A 21101-nucleotide genomic window follows, 5' to 3' on the forward strand; every position below is an offset into this window, starting at 1 on the left:
GCTGGCGTAAAGACGTGCGCTTTGCCCGTGATCGCAGTGACGGGCATGGCCTTCGAGGCGAGCATTGCCGCGGGCAAAGGCCAGGACGGCGTACGCGCCGTCTACGCCGCGCGCGCCGATCTACTGCAGAGCGCGCTCGCGGCGGCGCTCAAGGACGGCGCGGCGGGCATCGTCAGCTTCGGCACGGCGGGCGGCCTTGCGCCCGATCTCGAGCCGGGCACCCTCGTGATCGCGCAAGCGATCGAAGGGCCGTTCGGGCGCGTCGAGGCCGACGCCGCATGGAGCGCACGCATGGCCGACGCGCTGATGGCCTCGCCGCTCGCCGCGAAAACCCGGCGCGGCGTGGAGGCAGCCGTGGCCGCGCCGCTCACCGGCGCGGCGGACAAGGCAGCGCTGTTCAGCGCGAGCGGGGCGCTCGCCGTCGACATGGAATCCCATCTGGCCGCCGCCGCGGCGGCCGCGCATGGCGTGCCGTTCGCGGTGTGCCGCGCGATCGTCGATCCGGCGTGGCGCAGCTTGCCGAAAGCAGCCATGGCCGGGTTGCGCGACGACGGCACGACGGCGGTGCTCCCTGTCCTGCGCGAGCTGGCGCGCGAGCCGGGGCAGCTGGGCGGGCTGCTGCGCGTGGCGGCGGACGCGAAAGCGGCACGCCAGTCGCTGAGCGCTGCGCGCCAGGTGTTGACGGCCGCCGGCGCCTTTTTTCCCACATGACCCTGGCGGGTTATTGAAATACCTAGGGAAAACCCCTATCTCTGGTAACATCTCAGTGTTAACCCTGGTATCGGACTCGCGAACTGGGGAAGATCACATTTCGGGGAGTTACAGCCATGAATTTTCATACGCGCAAATGGGTCAAGCCTGAAGACCTGAATCCGAACGGCACGCTGTTCGGCGGGAGCCTGCTGCGCTGGATCGACGAAGAAGCGGCGATCTACGCGATCTGCCAGCTCGACAACCAGCGCGTGGTGACCAAGTTCATGTCGGAGATCAACTTCGTGAGCTCGGCGCGTCAGGGCGACATCATCGAGCTCGGCATAACGGCCACGGATTTCGGCCGGACGTCGATCACGCTGCGCGCCGAAGTGCGCAACAAGATCACGCGCAAGAGCATCCTGACGATCGAAAAGATGGTGTTCGTGAACCTGGGCGCCGACGGCAAGCCGGCCCCGCACGGCCGCGAACGCATCCGCTACGCCGACGAAGCTTACGAGCGCTATCGCCAGACGGTGCAGACGACGGCGGACGCTACCGCGCTGGCGGCGGCCAATGAAGCGGAGCGCCAGACCGAGAGCGAGGACGCTTCGGTGCATTGAGCGGTGCTCGCGGCGGGATAAAAAAACCCGGCAATCTTTCGAGGTTGCCGGGTTTTTTTGCGCGGATAAGCCGTCCGCCCGCAGACGGCCGCCTGCGATATCGAGTTCAGGGCGCCGATGCCGGCTTTGCAGGCGCTGCCTTCGCACCCGAAGCCGGCGCCGGCGCGGAAGGCGCTGGCACCACCACACCCGCCGTGCCAGCCGCCGCGGCAGCACCCGGCCCCGCGCCAGCCGCGGCCGCGCCCGTCGCCGCCGCGCCGCTCGCAGCCGCAGCCCCCGCGGCGCCCGCCGTGCTTCCCTCGCCCGGATCCTGGTAATTCGGCAGACCATTGTTCGACGCGCCGGGGGCGGCTGCGCCGCCGGCACCGCCCGACTCGCCCGGGTCCTCGTAGTTGGGTGCCCCGTTCTCGTTCGGTGTCGCCTCGCCGCCCGGTTCGCCGTAATTGGGCAGCGGCGCATTGTTGCCCCGCGAGTTGCGGATCAGCGATTCGCGCTGCTGGCGGTAGGCGTCGCGCACGAACGAATACGGATCGAGCGCCGCCTGCTTGAGCAGGTCCGTCGCGCCGAGCAGGTCCGCGCGCGCGCTGATGAACTGCGCGAGATACATCGGGTTGCGCACCGCCGGCTCGAAGTAGTTGATGACGTTGAACTTCACGTCCACGGCCATGCCGATGCCGTCGCGCACCGAACTGGGCCCGAACAACGGCAGCACGAGATACGGGCCGGCCGGCATGCCGTAATGGCCCATCGTGAGGCCGAAGTCCTGATGATGCTTGGGGAGCCCCGCCAACGTCGCGAAGTCGATCAGGCCGCCCAGACCGAAGGTCGTGTTCATCGCGATGCGCATCAGATCCTGGACTGCATCGGTGATCTTCAGCTGCAGCACGTTGTTCGCGAAGTTGTCGACGTCTCCGATGTTCGAGAAGAAGTTCGTGATCGCCTGACGCAGCGGCTGCGGCGTCACCTTCTGGTAGCCCTTGGCGACCGGCTGCGCGATGTAGGTGTCGAGTTTGTCGTTGAACGTGAAAATTGCGCGATTCGCGGGCTCGAACGGATCGCCCGGTTTGCGGTCGGGGCCCGTGGCGCAACCCGACGTCACGAGGAGCGCCAGGCTCGCCGCCGCCATGGTGAGCGCGGCTTGATTCTTCTTCATTGGTCGATCCCCTGAGTTTCCGATCTCGCGCGTTTTGCGCGCGGCTTGCCCATCAACACCGGCTGGAACACCACGGCGCCTATCAGCGTACAGAACAAGGACAGTGCGAGCAGCTTGCCCATGCTCGACGTGCCCGGATGATGCGATAGCCACAGGCTCCCGAACGCCGTGGCCGTGGTCGCGGCGGAAAAAAGGACCGCGTGTGTGAGGCTCGAATGCAGGAGGCCGGTCTGCCCCGCGCGCCAGGCCATCACGAAGTAGATTTTGAACGCGACGCCGACGCCGAGCATCAGGGGAAGCGCGATGATGTTGGCGAAATTTAGCTGAATTCCGAAGACGACGCACAATTCGAGCGTAACGAGCGCCGATACCAGCAGAGGAATGACCGTGCGCAGCACGTCGCCGAAATTGCGCAGCGTGATCCAGAGCAGCGCCGTGATGAGCAGCACCGACCACCCCGCTGCCTGGAAGAACGCGAGGATGATCACGTTCGCCGAGTGCAGGATGGAGATCGGCCCGCCGATCGCGTTCGGCTCTGCGGCTTTCACCGCGTGCGCGAAGCGCGCGAGCATCACGTCGTCGTTGGAATCGACGCCCGGCGGCACGTGCGGCGCGATGTCCACGATCGCCTGGCCGGTCGGTGCCACCCAGTCGCGCACCATTTCGGGCGGCAGGTTTTCACGCGTGATTTCCGAGGGCTGCAACAGGCGTGCGAGCTGCGCGAAGGCCAGCTTGAGCGTGAGGCTGAAGGCGGTTTCCGCGCGGTCGCGCGTGGCCGGACTCGCGTTCGCGAGTTTCGCGAGCGAGTCGGACAGATGCTTCGCCTCGGCCGCGCCCGGCCCCGGGTGGTCGCTCGCGGCGAGCGAAAGCTGGTTGGCCGCGCGCTTGAGCGTCTGCACGCGCACTTCGTCGGTCACGGGCGAGGACGGCTGCTGCGTGAGCGCGGGCAGAAGCTGCTGCGCGGCGCTCGAGATCAGCATGAGCTTTTGCTGCTGATCGTCGGGAATCAGCGAACTGAGCGTGGTGGCCCGAGCTACTTCGGGCAGCTTCGAGAGCCGCGCAGCGATCTTGTCGGCTTCTTCGAGCGACGGCGCGAGCACGCTCACATCGTTGATCGAAATGACGGGCGAGTTCTTGAGCGCGAGCAGCGTCGCCATCGACTCGGTATGCGGATCCTTAAGATGCAGCGGATTGAAGTCGAAGCGCAAATGCAGCAGCAAGGGTGTCGCGCCCACCACGATGACGAGCGTGGTGATCAGCACGGGCTTGCGATGCTCGGCCAGCCATCTGTCGACGGGCGCGAGGAACGCGAAGCCCGGCGAGGCGCGCTCGCCCCTGGGATTGAACACGCGGATGAGCGCCGGCAGCACCGTCATGTTGCACACGTATGCCACGAACATGCCGACGCCCGCGATCTGCCCGAGTTCCGAGAGGCCCTTATAGGCGGTTGGCAGGAAGGAAAAGAAACTTTCGGCCACGGCGATGGCCGCGAGCGTGAGCGGCACGCCGATGGTCCGCGCGGTCTTGAGGAGCGCGGCGTCGAGCCGCTCGTCCTGGAAGCGCTCCTCGCGATACTTCACGCCGAACTGCACGCCGAAATCGACGCCTAGCCCCACGAACAGCACCATGAAGGCGACCGAGAGCATGTTGAACGAGCCGATCATCATGAGGCCGAGCGCGGCCGTGATGACGAGACCGACCACGAGCGTGATCAGCGTTGCGCCGATCAGCTTGCCCGAGCGCAACGCGAGCCACAGGATGGCGAGCACGACGACGAGGGTGATCACGCCGTTGAGCGCGGCGCCGTCCTGCACCGAGGCGAATTCGTCGTCGGCGAGCGGCTGTTCGCCCGTGAGGCGCACGCGCGCGCCGAACTCGCTGTCGAGATGAAGCGAGGCGGCGGTCGCGCGGATCGCCTCCGACGCGTTTGCGCCCGCCTTGAGCGCGCCGAAGTTAAGCACCGGCTGCACGGTGATGAAGGCGAACGCCGGCTTCGTGGCCGCGTCCTTGTCGACGAGCGCACGCCAGGAGAACGCCGCGGGCTTGCCGGCGAGCACCTCGTCGACGACGGTGGCGGCGCTGCCGAGCAGATTCGCCATTTGCGGCAACTTGATCTGGCCGATCGTGAGCGGCAGTTGCAGCGTGGTCGTGAGCGTGCCGGCCAGACCCGCGAGGCTCGGGTCCTTCGCAAGCTGGTTCACGAGCGGGCGCGCCTGCACGAGCTGGCCCGTGGTCGAGAGCACGGTGGCCGTGGACGGGAACAGCAGGCCGTTGTGCTGGAAGAACGGGCCGCCAGCGGGCTGCGAGACGGCGCTGAATTCGCGCGAGTCGGCCTTGAGCGCTTGCGCGAGCTTGTCGGCGGCGGCGTCGGCGAGCTCGGGCGCGTCGGCTTCGACGACCACGAGCAGCGAGCTCGCGCGCTGCGGGAACGCCTTGTCCTTGGCTTCGCTCAACGCGGCCCACTCGGCCGTGTTTTCGACGAGACCGCTGACGTCGGTATTGATCTTGAAATGCCTCGCAACGTACACGCCGGAGAGCACGGCAAGCACGATCGCGAGTGTGATCACCCACGCCGCGCGGCGCACCGACCAGGCGACGAGGCTAATGATGAATGGCTTCAGCATACAGGCGAGGGGGCCCTGTCAATTAGGTTCTTTGACGCGAAACGCACAAGTATACCGGCCCCGCCCGTCCCGGCGCGGGCCATCATGCACACCTGGGCTCGAGGCGGCGCCCCGGCAGCGCATCTGCCAAAGCCGTTATACTGGCTCAGCCGGCGGCGCGAAGGTTTCTGATTGCACTTGCACTTAACCGCACGCACTGAGTCGCACTGTACCGGCGCCTGAATTTCACTGTTCCAGAAGAGCGTATGAAACGTTACCTGACCGCATTTTTCGTCGCCGCCTGTTTCACGGGCGTTTCGGGCGCCGCGTTCGCGCAGACTACGCCGGATGCCATCGTCAAGGCCGCCGTGGAAGGCACCGTGAAGGCCATGCAGGCCGACCCGCAGGCACGCGGCGGCGACATGAACAAGATCACCCAGGTGGTCGAGACCCATTTCGTTCCCGCCACCGACTTCAAACGCACCACGCGAATCGCCGTTGGCAAACCGTGGGCGACGGCCACGCCCGAACAGCAGCAGAAGCTGTATGAGCAATTTCAACTCCTGCTCGTGAAGACGTATGCGTCGTCGCTCTCGCAACTGCGCGATACGCAGGTGAGCTTCAAGTTCGCACCGTCGAACACGGGGGCGGGCGCGAAAGACACCGTCGTGCAGTCGCACGTGATCAGCAACGGCGGCGACGACGCGATCGACTACCGTCTCACGCAATCACCCAACGGCTGGAAGATCTACGACATCAACATGATGGGTGCGTGGCTGATCCAGGTCTACCAGACGCAATTTGCCGACCAGATTGCCAAGGGCGGCATCGACGGGCTCATCAAGTTCCTCGTCGACCATAACGCACGTAGCTGAGCGCCGATCGCCGATCGGTGGTTGCACACGCACTGTGACTTTGCGGGCGCTCCGGGCAAGCCGGTGCGCCCGTTTCACTTTCTGCGGTGCTCCACCGCGAACTTGATCAACTCTGCCTGGCCTTCGATCTCCAGCTTGCGCTTGAGGTTGAGCCGGTGCGTTTCCACCGTGCGCACCGAAAGCCCCTCGCGCTGCGCGATCTGCTTGCTCGAGAGTCCTTGCGCGAGCGCGTCGAGGATGTCCCGTTCGCGTGGCGTGAGACGCTCGACGGGCGTGCTGCGAGCCGACGCATGGATCATGCGCGCACTCAAGCCCGCGCTGAAATACGTGCGCCCGGCCAGCACCGCCTCGATCGCGCGGATGATCTCGGTGGCCGGCGAATCCTTGAGCACGTAGCCGCTCGCGCCCGCACGCACCGCCTCGGTCACGTATTCGACGTTGTCGTGCATCGAAAGCATCAACACGCGGATGGCCGGAAAGCGTTCGTGGAAAATGCCCGCGAGCGCGATGCCGTTCACGCCGGCCATGCCCACGTCCATCAGCACGAGATCGGGTTCGAGCGACGCGGCGAGCGCGATGGCTTCGTCGGCGTTGCCGGCTTCGCCTGCCACCTCGAAACCCGGCACGGCTTCGAGCCGTGCGCGCAGGCCGTCGCGCACGAGCGGATGGTCGTCCACGAGGACGAGGCGCGCGGGCCTGGCACCCGGGTTGATCGAGTCGTTCACGTTTGCATTCGTCATCGTCATTTCGGTGTTCCTGACACAGCGGCTTGGGCTGCTGCATCGGGCGCTGCATTGGACGCCGCATTTGACGCCGCGTTCGACGCAACAGGCACCCACGCGGTGACGAGCGTATGCCCGGGCTGCGAAGCGATGTCGAGGCGGCCGCCGAGCGACTCCAGGCGCTCGCGCATGTTGCGCAGGCCCAGACCCGCGCGCGGGTCGGCCAGCGCGTGCGCCACGTCGAAGCCGCGGCCGTTGTCGGCAATGGCGAGGGTCACGCCGCTCGCGGCGACCTCCAGCGTGAGCGCGGCGCGCCCCGCTTGCGCATGACGCACGATGTTGGTGAGCGCTTCCTGCGCAATGCGAAAGAGCACGGTGTTGACGGCGTCCGGCAGCGCGGGAACTTGCGCCTTTTTGCTCGCCGGTTTCGGCGCGGTTTGCGTGAAGGCGATCTCGATTCCCGTTTGCTCGGCCATCTCGCGCGTGAGCTGCTCCAGCGCGGCGGCGAGGCCCAGGTCGTCGAGCATCGAGGGGCGCAGGGCGTGCGAGATGCTGCGCACTTCGCGCAGCGTATCGGAAAGACGTGAGAGCCCGGTGGCGAGCGACGCTTCGGCGGCAGGCACCCGCGTTTCGCCGCGCTCGAAGCGTGTCAGCGCCGACTCGAGCAGCAACTTCACCGAAACGAGCATCTGGCTGATGCCGTCGTGCAGTTCGCGCGAGAGCCGCGCCCGCTCCTGCTCCTGAGATTCGACCACCTGCTGCGCGAGGCGCTTGAGCTTGGCGTCGGTGCTGCGGTGCTCGCTCACGTTGAGCACGAGCGCACCGAGCGCGATCACGAGCACGCCCGCGAGTGCGATCGCGCCGAGCCACTGAATGGTGTGCTCGATGTTCGCGGAGGCGCGCTCGTCGATGTGCGCGAGCGTCGAATCGACGTCGTCGAGATAGATGCCGGTGCCGATCATCCAGCCCCAGCGCGGCAGCGGCACGACATAGCCGAGCTTGGGCGCGAGCCTGCCCGTGGACGGCCGGTGCCACATATAGCGCACGTAGCCGCCGCCGCGCTGGGCTGCGGCGATCAGTTGCTGGATCGTGAGCGCGCCCTGCGGGTCGCGCAGATTCCAGAGATCCTGGCCGACGAGCGCGGGTTCGCGCGGATGCATGAGCGAGCGTCCGTGCATGTCGTAGACGAAGAAATAGCCGTCGGGGCCGAAGTCCATCTTCTGCAGCACGGCTAGCGCGGCGAGCTGGCGGTCGGCTTCGCTCTCGGGCGCGGGCAACGCGTCGCTGGCGTTTTCCTCGGGCGCATAGAGCGGCGCGATGGCGCTCGTGGCCAGCTCCACGTAGTGGCGCAGCTCGATTTCCTTGCTCGACATATACGCGCTCTGCATCGTCGCGTGCTGCGTTTGCGCGAGCTGTGTGGCCTGCTGGCGCACGCCGATACCGATGCCGGCAATGGCCGCGAGGAACGGTACGACCGCGAGCAGGAAGATTTTCGTCTTCAGGCGGCGGTCGGCGAAGAAAAATGGGGCGGGCATGACGGTGTTCGGATGCTGAGACTGGAAGCATAACCGGGCGCGCGCCGCGCAGGCGCCAAATTCTCGCGCCGTGCGAGACGGCGTCCTTGCGCGGCCGATGCGATTGTCGTTGCGCGCGCAACGAATTGTTGGCTTCCCTACGTAGTTCTACGTAGCGCACTTACGTAGTTGTCCGGTTGTGGCTGACGGTCTGAAAGCGAATACTACCGCCCACGACATGGCGCAACGCGTCATGCGTGCGCCGCCCTCGCCACGATGCTGTGGACGGCGCGCGCCAGGGTCCGGTTCCGATGCCGGACACAAAGCTAAAAACACAATGGGGACACCGCATGAGTCGGACATCCAGTTTTGTCGTCTGGACGCTGGTCGCGCTGCTTGGCGCGTTCGCGTTCGGCACTATCGCGCTCGCGCACGGCGAGCGAATCAGCGCACTGTGGATCGTGATTTGCGCCGTGTGCGTCTATCTGATTGCGTATCGCTTCTATAGCCGCTTCATCGCGAGCACGGTCCTGCAGCTGGACGGCCTGCGCATGACGCCGGCCGTGCGCCACAACGACGGGCTCGACTACGTGCCCACCAACAAGTACGTGCTGTTCGGCCATCACTTCGCGGCGATCGCGGGCGCGGGTCCGCTCGTGGGCCCGGTGCTGGCCGCGCAGATGGGCTACATGCCCGGCATGCTGTGGATTCTCGCGGGCGTGGTATTCGCGGGCGCCGTGCAGGACTTCGTGGTGCTGTTCCTCTCCACGCGCCGCGACGGCCGCTCGCTCGGCGACCTCGTGAAGATGGAGCTGGGCCCGGTGCCCGGCGTGATCGCGCTGTTCGGCACCTTCCTCATCATGATCATCATTCTTGCGGTGCTCGCGCTGATCGTGGTGAAGGCGCTCACGAACTCGCCGTGGGGCACGTTCACGGTGGCCGCGACGATTCCCATCGCGATCTTCATGGGCCTCTACGTGCGCTACATCCGCCCGGGCAAGATCGGCGAGATCTCGATCATCGGTTTCGTACTGCTGATGGCTTCCATCGCCTTCGGCCAGCACGTGCACGATTCGCCCACGCTCGCCGCCTGGTTCACGTTCACGGGCACGCAGCTCACCTGGATCCTGATCGGCTACGGCTTCGTCGCCTCAGTGCTGCCGGTGTGGCTGCTGCTCGCGCCGCGCGACTACCTCTCGACGTTCCTGAAGATCGGCACGATTCTCGCGCTTGCGATCGGTATTCTGATCGTCGCGCCGGAACTGAAGATGCCGGCCTTCACGAAGTTCATCGACGGCACGGGTCCGGTCTGGTCGGGCAACCTGTTCCCGTTCCTCTTCATCACGATCGCGTGCGGCTCGGTGTCGGGCTTCCATGCGCTGATCTCGTCGGGCACGACACCCAAGCTGCTCGATAACGAAACCAACGCGCGCTTCATTGGTTACGGCGCGATGCTGATGGAATCGTTCGTTGCGATCATGGCGCTCGTGGCCGCCTCGGTGATCGAGCCGGGCGTGTACTTCGCGATGAACGCACCGCTCGCCGTGCTCGGCACGACGCCGGACGCGGTCGCGCAGACCGTGGGCCACTGGGGCTTCATGCTCACGCCGGACATGCTCACGCACACCGCGCAGGCCGTGGGCGAAACCACGATCGTGGCGCGCGCAGGCGGCGCGCCGACGCTGGCCGTGGGCATGGCGCAGATCCTGCACCAGGTGGTGGGCGGCGAGGCGATGATGGCGTTCTGGTATCACTTCGCCATCCTCTTCGAGGCGCTCTTCATTCTGACCGCCGTCGACGCGGGCACGCGCGCAGGCCGCTTCATGCTGCAAGACCTGCTCGGCACGTTCCACCCGTCGCTCAAGCGCACGGAGTCGCTGCCGGCCAACCTGATCGCCACGGCCTTGTGCGTGGCCGCGTGGGGCTACTTCCTCTATCAGGGCGTGGTCGATCCGCTGGGCGGCATCAATACGCTGTGGCCGCTCTTCGGCATTTCGAACCAGATGCTCGCGGGTATCGCGCTGATGCTCGCCACCGTCGTGCTCTTCAAGATGAAGCGCGAGAAGTTCGCCTGGGTCACGGCCCTGCCTACGGTGTGGCTCCTCATCTGCACGCTCACGGCGGGCTGGCAGAAGATTTTCGACAGCAACCCGAAGGTGAGCTTCGTCGCGCACGCCCAGAAGCTTTCGGCGGCGATCGCGGATGGCAAGATCGTCGCGCCCGCCAAGTCGCTCGAGCAAATGCAGCGCATGGTATTCAACGACTACGTCGATGCCGCGCTCTCGGGCCTGTTCATCTTCGTGGTGGTGAGCATCGTCGTGTATGGCCTGATCGCGATTGCGCGTGCGCGCCGCATCGACCGTCCGACCGTGCAGGAAACGCCTTATCAGGCGATGCCGGCCGGCGGCGCGGCGGCCGTGACGAATCGCGTACATTGAATCGACGTTACTGAACGGAGCGCACCATGTTCTCGGGACTTCGCGACAACGTACAGACGGCCGGGCGCTATCTCGGCCAGGCCATGCGTTTGATGGTCGGTTTGCCGGACTACGAGGGCTACGTCGCGCATGCGCGCGAGACGCATCCCGAGCGCCCGGTCATGACCTACGAGGAGTTTTTCCGCGAGCGGCAAAACGCCAGGTATGGGTCGGGGGCAGGCAAGTGCTGCTGACTCCAGACTGAGCGGATACGCTCAGCACGAGGCGCGACGGCGAAGGCCGTCGCGCCTTTTTTACGCCTGTAAACTTCGCGACCCGGCGCTCACTCAAAAAGCACTCAATTCCCGCAGGGCGGCTGCCGTTAACTTTAACGAAGTTCCACACCAATTCGACGCATGACGCCGCCGCGGCGGCGCGCACGGATTCGAATCGTCGGGAATCGGCCTGCGGGCTTGCCCCTTGGGCAACCGGCATCTTCAACAGTCGCACCGTAAGGTGTGCGAATCAAAGAATCTTTCATGATCTTGCATCGAATCGGCGCAGCATGGCTTGCTGCTGCTCTGACCGCAACGGTTGCGCCCGTTTGCGAAGCGCAATACTCCACCGACTGGATTGCGAACACTTATGGCACCAACGCGACGCACGTGGGCAACGTGGCCCGCTCGATGTGGGTCGCGCCCGAAGGCGTCATCTACACATCGTCGATGTGGGATGAAAACGAAGGCGGCGTGGCGATTTACCAGAACGGCCAGAGCCTCGGCTCGATCGGCGGCCACGGCGACTTCCAGGGCGGCGCGATCACGGGCAACACGACTTCCCTGTTCGTCGCCATGCAGTACAACGCCACGTATGGCAGCGGCGACGTCGGGCGCTATAACCGCACGAGCGGCGCGCGCGATCTGCTGATCCCCGTGAGCGCCGATACGACCGAAAAGCTCGCGGATGTCATCACCGGACTCGCGACCTCCGGCTCGCTGCTCTACGTGAGCGATTTGCCCGGCAACCGCGTGCGCGTGTACACCACGGACGGCGTCTGGCAACGCGATATCGGCGTGGCGTGCCCGGGCGCGCTAACGCTCGACGCGAGCGGCAACGTCTGGGTCGCCCAGAAGAGCGCGGGCGCCGTGCTCGAATTCAGCGCCGGCGGTCAGCTCCTGAACACCATCCAGCTGGCGTCCACGGCGCGGCCGTCGTCGCTGTATTTCGACTCGCAGACCTCACAGTTGATGATCGGCGACTCGGGTCCCGACATGAACATCAAGACTTTCAGCGTAGCGGGCACGCCTTCTCAAACCGGCACGTTCGGCGTTCTGGGCGGCTATCTCGACACGACCACGGGCATCAAGGGGCAGGTGGGCGACAAGCGCTTTACGCGCGTGGTCGGCATCGGCAAGGATTCCGCGGGCACGCTGTACGTGCTGAACAATCCGTGGGGCGGCTCGTGGGATCTCGGCCGCAACGGCGGCACCGATCTGCAGGCTTACGACGGCAGCGGCACACTGCGCTGGAAGCTGCAGTCACTCAACTTCGAAGGCAATGCGGCGCCGGATCCGGGCACCGACGGCGCGCTGTTCTACGGCGGCATGAATATCTATTCGGGCACGGCCGGCGGCACCTTCGTTGCCAACACGATCGACCCGATCACGTATCCGTCCGATCCGCGCATCAATCTCGCCGACGCCGGCCGCGGCGACCATTTCGCGCAGGTGGCAAGCGTAGGTGGCAAGCGCATTCTCGTGGCGGCCGGCCAGAACCCCGATACGTTCTACTTCTCCCACTTCAACGCGGCGAGCGGCTATATCGCCATTCCGGATTACACGCTGCCGGGCACGGCGTTCAATACGACGGCCCCGGTGCGCAACGGCTTTTGTCTCGACAGCAAGGGCGACCTGTGGGTCGGCCTCGACAAGACCAACGTCATTTCCCACTACCCGCTGACCGGCTTCGACTCGACCGGCAAGCCGACCTGGGGCGCCGCGATCACCACGCCGATTCCCGCCACGATCTCGCGGCTCACCCGCATCGTCTACCTGCCTGAAAGCGACACGATGATCCTCACGGGAGAAGACGCAAGCATCACCGACTGGACGGCAGTCGGCACGCGCGTCGAGGTGTATCACGGCTGGCTCGCCGGCAATACGAGCGCGCCGAATCCGGTGATCACGCTCACGAGCGCGAATCCCAAATCGGTTGCGGCCGCCGGTAACTATCTGTTCGTGGGCTACGTGCACACCGTGCCGAACATCGATGCGTTCAACCTCACCACGGGCGAGATCGACACGACGCTCGTCAATAGCAACTCGAACGCGGTGTACGTGGGCAACGACGTGGATTCGATGTACGGCCTGCGCGCGTATCTGCGCTCGACGGGTGAGTATGTCGTGACGAAGGATAATTACAACGCTTCGAGCGCGGTGGTGTATCGGTGGACGCCGGCGGCGGCGAGCACGACCACAGCGAATGCGACGGTGTCGCCGTTCAGCGCGAAATGACAAAAAAGACAAAGGGCGCAACGGCTAAAACCGTTGCGCCCTTTTTGCGTTTCACTCGCCTGTGGCGAAAACCGCTTTAGCTAGCCGCGACCGTAGCCGGCTTCTTCGTCTTGGCGGCGTTCTTGATCTCTTCGAGCTTGATCTCGACGTGACGCGAGAACACGTATTCAGCAGGACGCGCGCCTTCCAGCGGGATGTCCTTCGCAAACGCGCCCGTCGTGCGCGGGCCCGAGAGGGCGATGCGCGCGGCCTTGAGCGGATGCGCAACCGTGTCCATCACGGCGGTGGCCTCGAAGCCGCAGTGGACCATGCAGTCCGCGCACTTCTCGTACTTGCCCGTGCCGTACTTGTCCCAGTCGGTCGTTTCCATCAGCTCCTTGAAGGTCTTCACGTAACCTTCGCCGACCAGATAGCACGGCTTTTGCCAGCCGAACACCGTGCGCGCGGGGTTGCCCCACGGCGTGCACTGGTAGCTCTGGTTGCCGGCCAGGAAGTCGAGGAACAGGCTCGACTGGCTGAACGACCACTTCTTGCCGCTGTTGCCGCGCTTGAAGATTTCGCGGAACAGGTTCTTGGTCTTGTCGCGGTTCAGGAAGTGCTGCTGGTCCGGGGCGCGCTCATACGCATAGCCCGGCGACACCGTGATGCCGTCCACGCCGATCTCGCCGACCGTGTCGAAGAACTTCGCCACGCGCTCAGGCACGGCGTCGTTGAACAGCGTGCAGTTGATGTTCACGCGGAAGCCGCGGCGCTTGGCTTCTTTGATGGCCGCGACGGCCTTGTCGTACACGCCGTCCTGCGAGACCGAGTGATCGTGCGCTTCGCGGTCGCCGTCGAGGTGCACCGACCAGACGAAGTACGGATTCGGCTGGTAGTCGTCCATCTTCTTTTCCATGAGCAGCGCATTCGTGCAGAGATACACGAACTTCTTGCGCGCCATGATGCCCTTGACGATCTGCGGCATTTCCTTGTGCAGCAGCGGTTCGCCGCCAGCGATGGAAACGACCGGCGCGCCGCACTCGTCGACGGCTTCGAGGCATTCCTCCAGCGACAGGCGCTGGTTCAGGATGGGATCCGGATAGTCGATCTTGCCGCAGCCATTGCAGGCGAGATTGCAGCGGAACAGCGGCTCGAGCATGAGCGCGAGCGGGTAGCGCTTGTTGCCGCTGAAATGCTGGCGGAAGATGTACGAGCCAACGCGGACTTTTTGTAGCAGCGGAATAGACAAAGCGTGTCCTCCTTAAACTTCGCGCGCGACGAGCGGTTGCAAGAGCTTCGACGGCAGCTTGAATTCGACTTTTTCTTCACGGCCCGCCATCGTCGACACCTCGACAGGCCCCAACGCGCGCAGCGCGTCAATGACGTTCTCAACCATTTCTTCAGGCGCCGATGCGCCGGCCGTGATGCCGACCGTTTGCACATTGGCGAACCACTCTGACTTCACTTCCGAACCGTCGGCGACGAGGTAGCTCGGCACCCCCGTTTCGCTGCCGATCTCGCGCAGACGATTCGAGTTCGAGCTGTTCGTCGCACCAACGACGAGCAGAACGTCCACCTGATCCGACAGTTCGCGCACCGCTGCCTGGCGGTTCTGCGTTGCGTAGCAGATGTCGCGCGTGTCCGGACCGACGATGTCGGAGAACCGCGCGAGCAGCGCGTCGATGATGCCGCGCGTGTCGTCCACCGAAAGGGTGGTTTGCGTCACGTACGCGAGCGGTGCATCGAGCGGCAGATCGAGCTTCGAAACATCGGCTTCGCTCTGCACGAGCAGCACGGTGCCGGGAATCTGGCCGATCGTGCCCTCCACTTCAGGGTGACCGGCGTGGCCGATCAGGATCAGCGTGCGGCCCGCTGCGACGTACTGGCGGCCCTGCACATGAACCTTCGTGACGAGCGGGCAGGTGGCGTCGAGCACGTCGAGGTCGCGTTCCTCGGCGGCGCGTTCCACGGTCTTGGCCACGCCGTGGGCGCTGAAAATCGCCACGGCGCCTTCCGGCACCTCGTCGAGCTCTTCCACGAAACGCGCGCCCTTGTTGCGCAGGTTTTCGACCACGTGACGGTTGTGGACGATTTCATGGCGCACGTAGACCGGCGCGCCGTGTTTCTGCAGTGCGCGATCGACGATTTCGATAGCGCGGACAACCCCCGCGCAAAAGCCGCGGGGTTGGGCAAGGATCACTCGCATAGGGTGGCGAACTCCGACCTGCCGCACAAGGTGAGCAAGTCGGTAAAAATGACCTGATCGCCGGCGGCTGTCTATTATTAAAGATGCAAAAATCCGCCAAAGAGGCGACGGAGTAAAAACCAGACGCGCATTTTAACCCCTTCGCCCTTCGTTTGCTGTGTGGAGCTCTCGTGGGTGCGGCGTGCGCGCGACGGCGCAGCCCGGTCGGCGCCCAATTTTTCATGCAAAGCCCTCTGCGTGGCGCTCCCACGGCCTTACCACAGCGCGTCGCGCACGCGGCACCGGTCAGCGCCGGCGCCGGAGCCGGCGGACCACCGTTGCGCGGTGCAACATGCTCCGGGAACCCTTAAAATACGGCGTCCCGGATCGCCTGGATGGCACCCGGAGATACGACCCCATTCTGGACGCCTTGATGGAACCCGACCACTACGACGATTTTCCGGTAGCGCGCGTACTGCTGCCGAAGGCGCTGCGGGGGCCTGTCGGCGTGATCTACCACGTCGCGCGCACGCTCGACGACATCGCGGACGAAGGCGACTGGAGCCCCGAGCAACGCCACACGCGCCTCGCCGATTTTCGCGAAGGCCTGAACGCCGTGGCCGAAGGCCGGCCCGCGCGCGTGCACCCCATGCTGTTCGCGAAGCTCGCGGAGGTGGTGCGCGAGTGCCGCATGCCTCTCGCACCGTTTTACGACCTCGTCGCGGCGTTCGATCAGGATATCGACACGACGCGCTATGCCGACCGCTTCGAGCTGCTGGACTTTTGCCGGCGCTCGGCGAACCCGGTCGGCCATTTGATGCTGCATCTGATCCACGCAGCGACGCCCGAGAATCTGGCCGATTTCGACGCGATCTGCACCGCCTTGCAGCTCGTCAGCTTCTTGCAGGACGTGAATGCCGACTGGGCGCGCGGCCGCATTTATCTGCCGCTCGCCGAGCGCGAACGCTTCGGCGTCACCGAAGCGCAGATCGCCGCGGGCCGGGTGGACGACGCCTGGCGCGCGCTCATGGCGCACGAGGTGGCGCGGGCACGGGCGCTGATGGTGAGCGGCGCGCCGCTCGCGCTGCGCGTGCCGGGGCGCTTCGGCCTCGAGCTATGCAGCGTCGTGCATGGCGGGCTGCGCGTGCTCGAAATCATCGAGCGCGGCGGCTACGATGTGTTCCGCGCGCGGCCTGCGCTGCGCGCGCCCGACTGGGCCGTGGTGCTCCTGCGCACGGCGGCCATGTGGCTGTCGCGCCGCGTGGGCGTGCGCGCCCCTTCGATCGAGAGTAACAACGCATGACTACGACCATTCTGTTTGCCGTCTCCTGCCTCTCGCTGCTGATCTGGCTCGTGCTGCTGTTCGGGCGCGGCGGATTCTGGCGCGCACGCCCGGCCGAGCCGCTGCCGATCGTCGAGCCCGCGGCCGGCTGGCCTGCCGCGTGTGCCGTGGTGCCGGCGCGCAACGAGGCCGACGCGATCGGCGAGGCCGTGACCTCGCTGCTGCAGCAGGACTACGGCGGCGAGTTTCACGTGATCGTGATCGACGACCACAGCACCGACGGCACGGCGCAAGCCGCGCGCGCCGCCGCGCTCGCGCTGCAGTGCCCGGAAAAGCTCAGCGTGATTACGGCCAAGCCGTTGCCGGCGGGCTGGTCGGGCAAGGTGTGGGCGCAGTCGCAGGGCATCGAGGCGGTGCGCACGCTCAAGCTGCCCGCCGACTACCTGCTCCTCACCGACGCCGACATCGGCCATCCGCCCGAAGCGCTCGCGCAACTCGTGGTGCGCGCGCAAGCCGAAGGCCGCGACCTCGTCTCGCTGATGGTGCGGCTGCGCTGCGATTCCGTCTGGGAAAAGGCGCTGATCCCGGCGTTCGTGTTCTTCTTCGCGAAGCTGTATCCGTTCTCGTGGGTTAATAACCCGAAGAACCGCACGGCGGCCGCGGCCGGCGGCTGCATGCTGGTGCGCCGCCAGGCGCTCGAAGAGGCGGGCGGTATCGAATCGATCCGCGCCGAGCTGATCGACGACTGCAGCCTCGCCGCGCGCATCAAGCATCGCGGCGAAGGGCATCATCCGATCCGGCTCGACGTCGCCGCGAAGAGCGTGTCGCTGCGCCCCTACGATTCGTGGAAGGACATCTGGAACATGATCGCGCGCACGGCGTTCACGCAGCTGCATTACTCGGCGTGGCAGCTCGCGGGTACGCTTCTCGGCATGACGATCATCTATCTCGCGCCGCCCGTGGTCGCGCTCGTGCTCGGGCCGCACGGGTGGCCGGCGTGGATCGCCTGGGCGCTGATGTGCTGCGCGTACTCGCCCATGCTCGCCTACTACCGGCGTTCGCCGCTGTGGGCGCCGTTCCTGCCGCTCGTCGCGCTGTTCTACGTGGGCGCGACGTTCGCTTCGGCGTGGCGCTTCTGGCGCGGCAAGGGCGGTCAGTGGAAGGCGCGCGTGCAGGCGCCGGTGCAGGGGCGTTGAGGCGCTTCTTGCGAGGAGCGCTGCGAATGAAAAAAGCCGTCGGTTTCGACGGCTTTTTTTCGATCCGCGCGCGCGTCAGCGCTGCGTGAGCAGCATGTACATCTGCACGACGATGTCGGGCGAGAACGTGAACGGCACCCAGCCGTGGCCCGTGTGACGCAGCACCAGCAGGCGGTCGCCGTTGGATTGTTTCTGCACGGCCATCATCGGATTCTTCGTCGATGCGAAACGCCAGCCTTGCGGAATGCCGGGCGGCGGTTCGGGCTGCATCGAAGCGCGTGCGTTCGACAGCTCCTCGATCATCTGGCCGACTTGCAGCGCGTTGAGCGTCACCGTCTGGCCGCCGATCGTCAGCGTGATCTCGTTTTGCGACGGGCGCGCCACGTGCAGTTCGGGCTGCGCAGGCGCGGCGTGGGCCGCCTCGACAGCGGGTTCGATGGCTTCGGCAGTGTCGATCACGGTTGCATTGGCGGCTTCAACGGGTTCTGCGGTGGCGGCCGCATCGGCAGCCTCCGCGGCCGTATCGACGGCAACGGTCGGCGGCTGCCCAGCGGCGGTTTGCTCCGCTTCGCTGCTTGCAACGGGAGATTCCTGGTGGGGAACTGCGGCGGCGCGTTCATCGGCGCGCGGTGCGTGCGCGGCGGCGGCGGCCTGAAGGAGCTGATCGACGCCCGCTTCGAGCACGCCAATCTGGTCTTGGAGATTCATGCGAGCTTCTCAGGTAAGACCCGCGATTCTACCCGCAGCTCACATGCATTGCCCTTCAGGCGTTGTATGCATGTCGCAAGAAAAGTTGTAACAGTTTCCTTTGCTTCGCTCATTTTGCGTTCAGATAGCCGGCCTCGCGGAACCATGCGAGCGCATCTTTCAAGCCCTCGCGGTACGGCCGCGCGCGATAACCCAGCTCGCGCTCCGCCTTCGCCGACGTGAAATACATCTTGTTTTTTGACATCTTGAGCGCATCGACGGTCACGAACGGCTCGCGCTTCGTGAAGCGCGCAACGGCTTCCGCGCCCATCGCAAGCGGATAGAGCGGCCAGCGCGGCAGCGCGATCGTGGGCGGCTTGCGGCCGACCATGCCGGCGATGTCGGTGAGCATCTGCTGCAGCGGCAAATTCTCGCCGCCGAGGATGTAGCGCTCGCCGATGCGTCCGCGCTCCAGCGCGAGGAAGTGGCCGTTCGCCACGTCGTCCACGTGCGCGAGGTTCAGGCCGGTGTCGACGAACGCGGGAATCTTGCCCGTCGCCGCTTCGACGATGATGCGGCCGGTGGGCGTGGGCTTCACGTCGCGCGGGCCGATCGGCGTGGACGGATTGACGATCACGGCGGGTAGCCCGTCGCGCTCGATCATGCGCTCCACGGCGCGCTCGGACAGCACCTTGCTGCGCTTGTACACGCCAATGGCCTGCTCGGGCGTGAGCGGCGAGGTTTCGTCGGCGGACTTGCCCGAACTCGTGACCTTGAGCGTGGCCACGCTGCTCGTGTAGACGATGCGCTCCACGCCAGCGTCGAGCGCCGCGCGCATGGTGGCTTCGGCGCCTTCGAGGTTGGCGCGTTCGATCTCGTGCGGATCGGGCGCCCACAGACGGTAGTCGGCGGCCACATGGAACAGGTAGCGCACGCCGTCGAGCGCACGGCGCATGGAGGCGGCGTCGCGCATGTCGCCGGTGACGATTTCGGCGTCGAGCGCTTCGAGGTTCTTGCGCGGGCTCGTCGCGCGCACCAGCAGGCGCACCGCATAGCCCTTTTCCTGCGCGATGCGGGCGACGGCCGAGCCGACGAAGCCGGACGCGCCGGTGATCAGCACGAGATCGCGGTTGGCTCGGGAGGTGTCGGTCATTGCAGGGTCGTTTCCATGTTCGGTGTTGGCGCGGCGGCGTGGCACGGATTGTACGTGGCGCTAGCCCGGCGCGTGCGCGCGTTGGCGTCTACAATGCCGACCGTAAAGCCTGCTTGGAGAAACGAACAATGAGCGAACCGGATCTGGATACGCGCCTCGAAACGTACTACGTGCGCGTGCACGGGACGGTGCAGGGCGTGGGTTTTCGTCATGCGACGGTGCGCCAGGCGCACGCGCTGCGCATTCGCGGCTACGTCGCGAACATGGAGGACGGCTCGGTCGAAGCCGTGATCCAGGGCACGGCGAACCAGGTGGACCGCATGCTTTCGTGGCTGCGCCACGGGCCGCCGGCTGCGCGCGTCAGTTCGGTGGAGAGCGAGGAACGCCTGACCGAAAAACGCTACGAACGCTTCGAGCAGCACTGAGATTCGCCCGATAAAAAAGCGGTGCGCCAGGCATCTGGCGCACCGCTTTTTCGTTCAAGACGTTGCTTACTTCACGGCCAGCAGGCTCTCCGCGAATCCCCAATCCTTTTCGACCCACTGACGCGTACATTCGAAGCCCGCGTCGGCGGCGATCGCCGGGATTTCGTCGGCGTGATACTTGTGGCTGCTCTCGGTCCAGATCGTCTCGCCTGCGCCGATCTCGACGGTCAGATTCGCCGAGTGCACCTCGGCGTGCACGTTGCGCTTCGCGCGCAGATGCATCTCGATGCTGCGCACGTCCGGATTGAAGCGCGCGACGTGCTCGAAGTCGTGCAGGTTGAAGTCGGCGTTCAGCTCGCGGTTGATGCGCGACAGCAAGTTCAGGTTGAACGCGGCCGTCGCGCCGATGGCGTCGTCGTAGGCGGCGATCAGCGTGTCCACGGGCTTCACGAGGTCGGTGCCGAGCAGCAGCGTGTCGCCCTGGCGCAGCATCGCGCGGATGTCACGCAGGAAGCGCGTGGCCGCGAGGCGCGCGAAGTTGCCGATCGTGCTGCCGAGAAAGAGTACGAGCAGTTGCTCGCCCTCTTTGCGCTGGCGGCTCACCTCTGAAAGTCCGGCGAGATAGTCGCGCTCGTAGCCGACGATCGAAATGCGCTCGATGTCGGCGAGTTCGCGCCGGCATAGTTGCAGCGCGGTACGCGAAATCTCGATCGGGCAGTACGACGTGGGGCGCTTGCGGCAGAGCGCTTCGAGAATGCGGCGCGTCTTGCGGCCGCTGCCGCTGCCGAGTTCGGCGACTTTCACGTCGGAAGGCAGCGCCTCGACGATCTCGGACGCGTAGCGCGTGAGCAGGCGCTCCTCGCTGCGCGTGACGCCATATTCGGGCAGCACGGTGATGACCTCGAAGAGGGCGGAGCCGACTTCGTCATACAGATACTTCGACGGCAGTTCCTTTTGCGGCGAGCGCATCAAGCCTGCGCGCACTTCGGCGGCAAATGCGTTGGCGGCGGAGGAAAGGGCAAATGCGCTGGCGGGGTCGGCAACGGCGGGGCGGGGCGCAGAAAGTGGCATGCGGGCTCCAGGG

18 protein-coding genes are annotated in these 21101 nt (G+C 65.7%); 9 read left to right on the forward strand and 9 right to left on the reverse strand.

The window, feature by feature from the left end; translation table 11 throughout:
* Positions 1 to 45 precede the first annotated feature (45 nt).
* Both M3I53_RS28240 and M3I53_RS28245 read left to right on the forward strand, forming a co-directional pair.
* Positions 46 to 711 (forward strand): phosphorylase, encoded by a 666-nt coding sequence (locus tag M3I53_RS28240; protein ID WP_254319165.1) that lies wholly within the window; start codon positions 46 to 48, stop codon positions 709 to 711.
* A 116-nt stretch (positions 712 to 827) separates the two neighbouring features.
* The gene (locus tag M3I53_RS28245) at positions 828 to 1313 is read left to right on the forward strand and encodes an acyl-CoA thioesterase (RefSeq protein WP_254319147.1); all 486 of its coding nucleotides are present in this window, start codon (positions 828 to 830) and stop codon (positions 1311 to 1313) included.
* Between the two features lie 106 nt (positions 1314 to 1419).
* On the opposite strand, the gene M3I53_RS28250 is transcribed toward M3I53_RS28245, so the two are convergent.
* Together M3I53_RS28250 and M3I53_RS28255 are read right to left on the reverse strand one after the other, a co-directional pair.
* On the reverse strand, positions 1420 to 2466 hold the full coding sequence (locus M3I53_RS28250) for a VacJ family lipoprotein (RefSeq protein WP_254319148.1): 1047 nt from the start codon (positions 2464 to 2466) through the stop codon (positions 1420 to 1422).
* Positions 2463 to 5090, reverse strand: coding sequence for an MMPL family transporter (locus M3I53_RS28255; protein ID WP_254319149.1), 2628 nt, complete (start codon positions 5088 to 5090; stop codon positions 2463 to 2465). The genes M3I53_RS28250 and M3I53_RS28255 overlap by 4 nt, the downstream gene beginning before the upstream one ends.
* Positions 5091 to 5335: 245 nt before the next feature.
* Between M3I53_RS28255 and M3I53_RS28260 the strand changes: the two genes are divergently transcribed.
* The gene (locus M3I53_RS28260) at positions 5336 to 5944 is read left to right on the forward strand and encodes a phospholipid-binding protein MlaC (protein WP_254319150.1); all 609 of its coding nucleotides are present in this window, start codon (positions 5336 to 5338) and stop codon (positions 5942 to 5944) included.
* A 74-nt stretch (positions 5945 to 6018) separates the two neighbouring features.
* Here M3I53_RS28260 and M3I53_RS28265 read toward each other — a convergent pair whose 3' ends face one another.
* Together M3I53_RS28265 and M3I53_RS28270 are read right to left on the reverse strand one after the other, a co-directional pair.
* Positions 6019 to 6684 (reverse strand): response regulator transcription factor, encoded by a 666-nt coding sequence (locus tag M3I53_RS28265; RefSeq protein ID WP_254319166.1) that lies wholly within the window; start codon positions 6682 to 6684, stop codon positions 6019 to 6021.
* 2 nt (positions 6685 to 6686) lie between these two features.
* Positions 6687 to 8201 carry a cache domain-containing protein gene (locus tag M3I53_RS28270; RefSeq protein WP_254319151.1) on the reverse strand — a complete coding sequence of 505 codons (1515 nt, stop codon included), beginning with the start codon at positions 8199 to 8201 and terminating at the stop codon, positions 6687 to 6689.
* Between the two features lie 329 nt (positions 8202 to 8530).
* Here M3I53_RS28270 and M3I53_RS28275 point away from each other — a divergent pair, with 329 nt between their 5' ends.
* From M3I53_RS28275 to M3I53_RS28285, 3 genes are all read left to right on the forward strand, one after another.
* Positions 8531 to 10618, forward strand: a complete 2088-nt coding sequence (locus M3I53_RS28275) for a carbon starvation CstA family protein (protein WP_254319152.1) — start codon at positions 8531 to 8533, stop codon at positions 10616 to 10618.
* Positions 10619 to 10644: 26 nt separating this feature from the next.
* Positions 10645 to 10851 (forward strand): YbdD/YjiX family protein, encoded by a 207-nt coding sequence (locus M3I53_RS28280; RefSeq protein ID WP_069261565.1) that lies wholly within the window; start codon positions 10645 to 10647, stop codon positions 10849 to 10851.
* Positions 10852 to 11136: 285 nt separating this feature from the next.
* Positions 11137 to 13110: an SMP-30/gluconolactonase/LRE family protein gene (locus M3I53_RS28285; protein ID WP_254319153.1), complete on the forward strand. Its 1974-nt coding sequence runs from the start codon at positions 11137 to 11139 to the stop codon at positions 13108 to 13110.
* A 76-nt stretch (positions 13111 to 13186) separates the two neighbouring features.
* Here M3I53_RS28285 and hpnH read toward each other — a convergent pair whose 3' ends face one another.
* Together hpnH and ispH are read right to left on the reverse strand one after the other, a co-directional pair.
* Positions 13187 to 14338: an adenosyl-hopene transferase HpnH gene (hpnH, locus tag M3I53_RS28290; RefSeq protein WP_254319154.1), complete on the reverse strand. Its 1152-nt coding sequence runs from the start codon at positions 14336 to 14338 to the stop codon at positions 13187 to 13189.
* A gap of 12 nt (positions 14339 to 14350) precedes the next feature.
* Complete coding sequence (ispH, locus tag M3I53_RS28295) at positions 14351 to 15295, reverse strand: 4-hydroxy-3-methylbut-2-enyl diphosphate reductase (RefSeq protein WP_158760806.1); 945 nt, start codon at positions 15293 to 15295, stop codon at positions 14351 to 14353.
* Between the two features lie 412 nt (positions 15296 to 15707).
* On the opposite strand from ispH, the gene hpnC reads away from it, so the two are divergent.
* Together hpnC and M3I53_RS28305 are read left to right on the forward strand one after the other, a co-directional pair.
* Entirely contained in the window at positions 15708 to 16577 is an 870-nt protein-coding gene (hpnC, locus tag M3I53_RS28300) for a squalene synthase HpnC (protein WP_254319155.1), read from the forward strand.
* The gene (locus M3I53_RS28305; RefSeq protein WP_254319156.1) at positions 16574 to 17752 is read left to right on the forward strand and encodes a glycosyltransferase; all 1179 of its coding nucleotides are present in this window, start codon (positions 16574 to 16576) and stop codon (positions 17750 to 17752) included. Before hpnC ends, M3I53_RS28305 begins: the two co-directional genes overlap by 4 nt.
* Before the next feature lie 75 nt (positions 17753 to 17827).
* Here the strand turns inward: M3I53_RS28305 and M3I53_RS28310 are convergent, their stop codons facing one another.
* Together M3I53_RS28310 and hpnA are read right to left on the reverse strand one after the other, a co-directional pair.
* A complete protein-coding gene (locus tag M3I53_RS28310) occupies positions 17828 to 18460 on the reverse strand; it encodes a hypothetical protein (protein WP_254319157.1) in 633 nt (210 codons plus the stop codon).
* A gap of 109 nt (positions 18461 to 18569) precedes the next feature.
* Positions 18570 to 19592, reverse strand: coding sequence for a hopanoid-associated sugar epimerase (hpnA, locus tag M3I53_RS28315; RefSeq protein WP_254319158.1), 1023 nt, complete (start codon positions 19590 to 19592; stop codon positions 18570 to 18572).
* A gap of 128 nt (positions 19593 to 19720) precedes the next feature.
* Between hpnA and M3I53_RS28320 the strand changes: the two genes are divergently transcribed.
* Positions 19721 to 20017 carry an acylphosphatase gene (locus M3I53_RS28320; protein WP_069261571.1) on the forward strand — a complete coding sequence of 99 codons (297 nt, stop codon included), beginning with the start codon at positions 19721 to 19723 and terminating at the stop codon, positions 20015 to 20017.
* A 66-nt stretch (positions 20018 to 20083) separates the two neighbouring features.
* Here M3I53_RS28320 and egtD read toward each other — a convergent pair whose 3' ends face one another.
* Complete coding sequence (gene egtD, locus M3I53_RS28325; protein WP_254319167.1) at positions 20084 to 20986, reverse strand: L-histidine N(alpha)-methyltransferase; 903 nt, start codon at positions 20984 to 20986, stop codon at positions 20084 to 20086.
* Positions 20987 to 21101: the final 115 nt, after the last annotated feature.

It is taken from the genome of Paraburkholderia sp. CNPSo 3272 (genome assembly GCF_024206495.1).
Classification (GTDB): domain Bacteria; phylum Pseudomonadota; class Gammaproteobacteria; order Burkholderiales; family Burkholderiaceae; genus Paraburkholderia.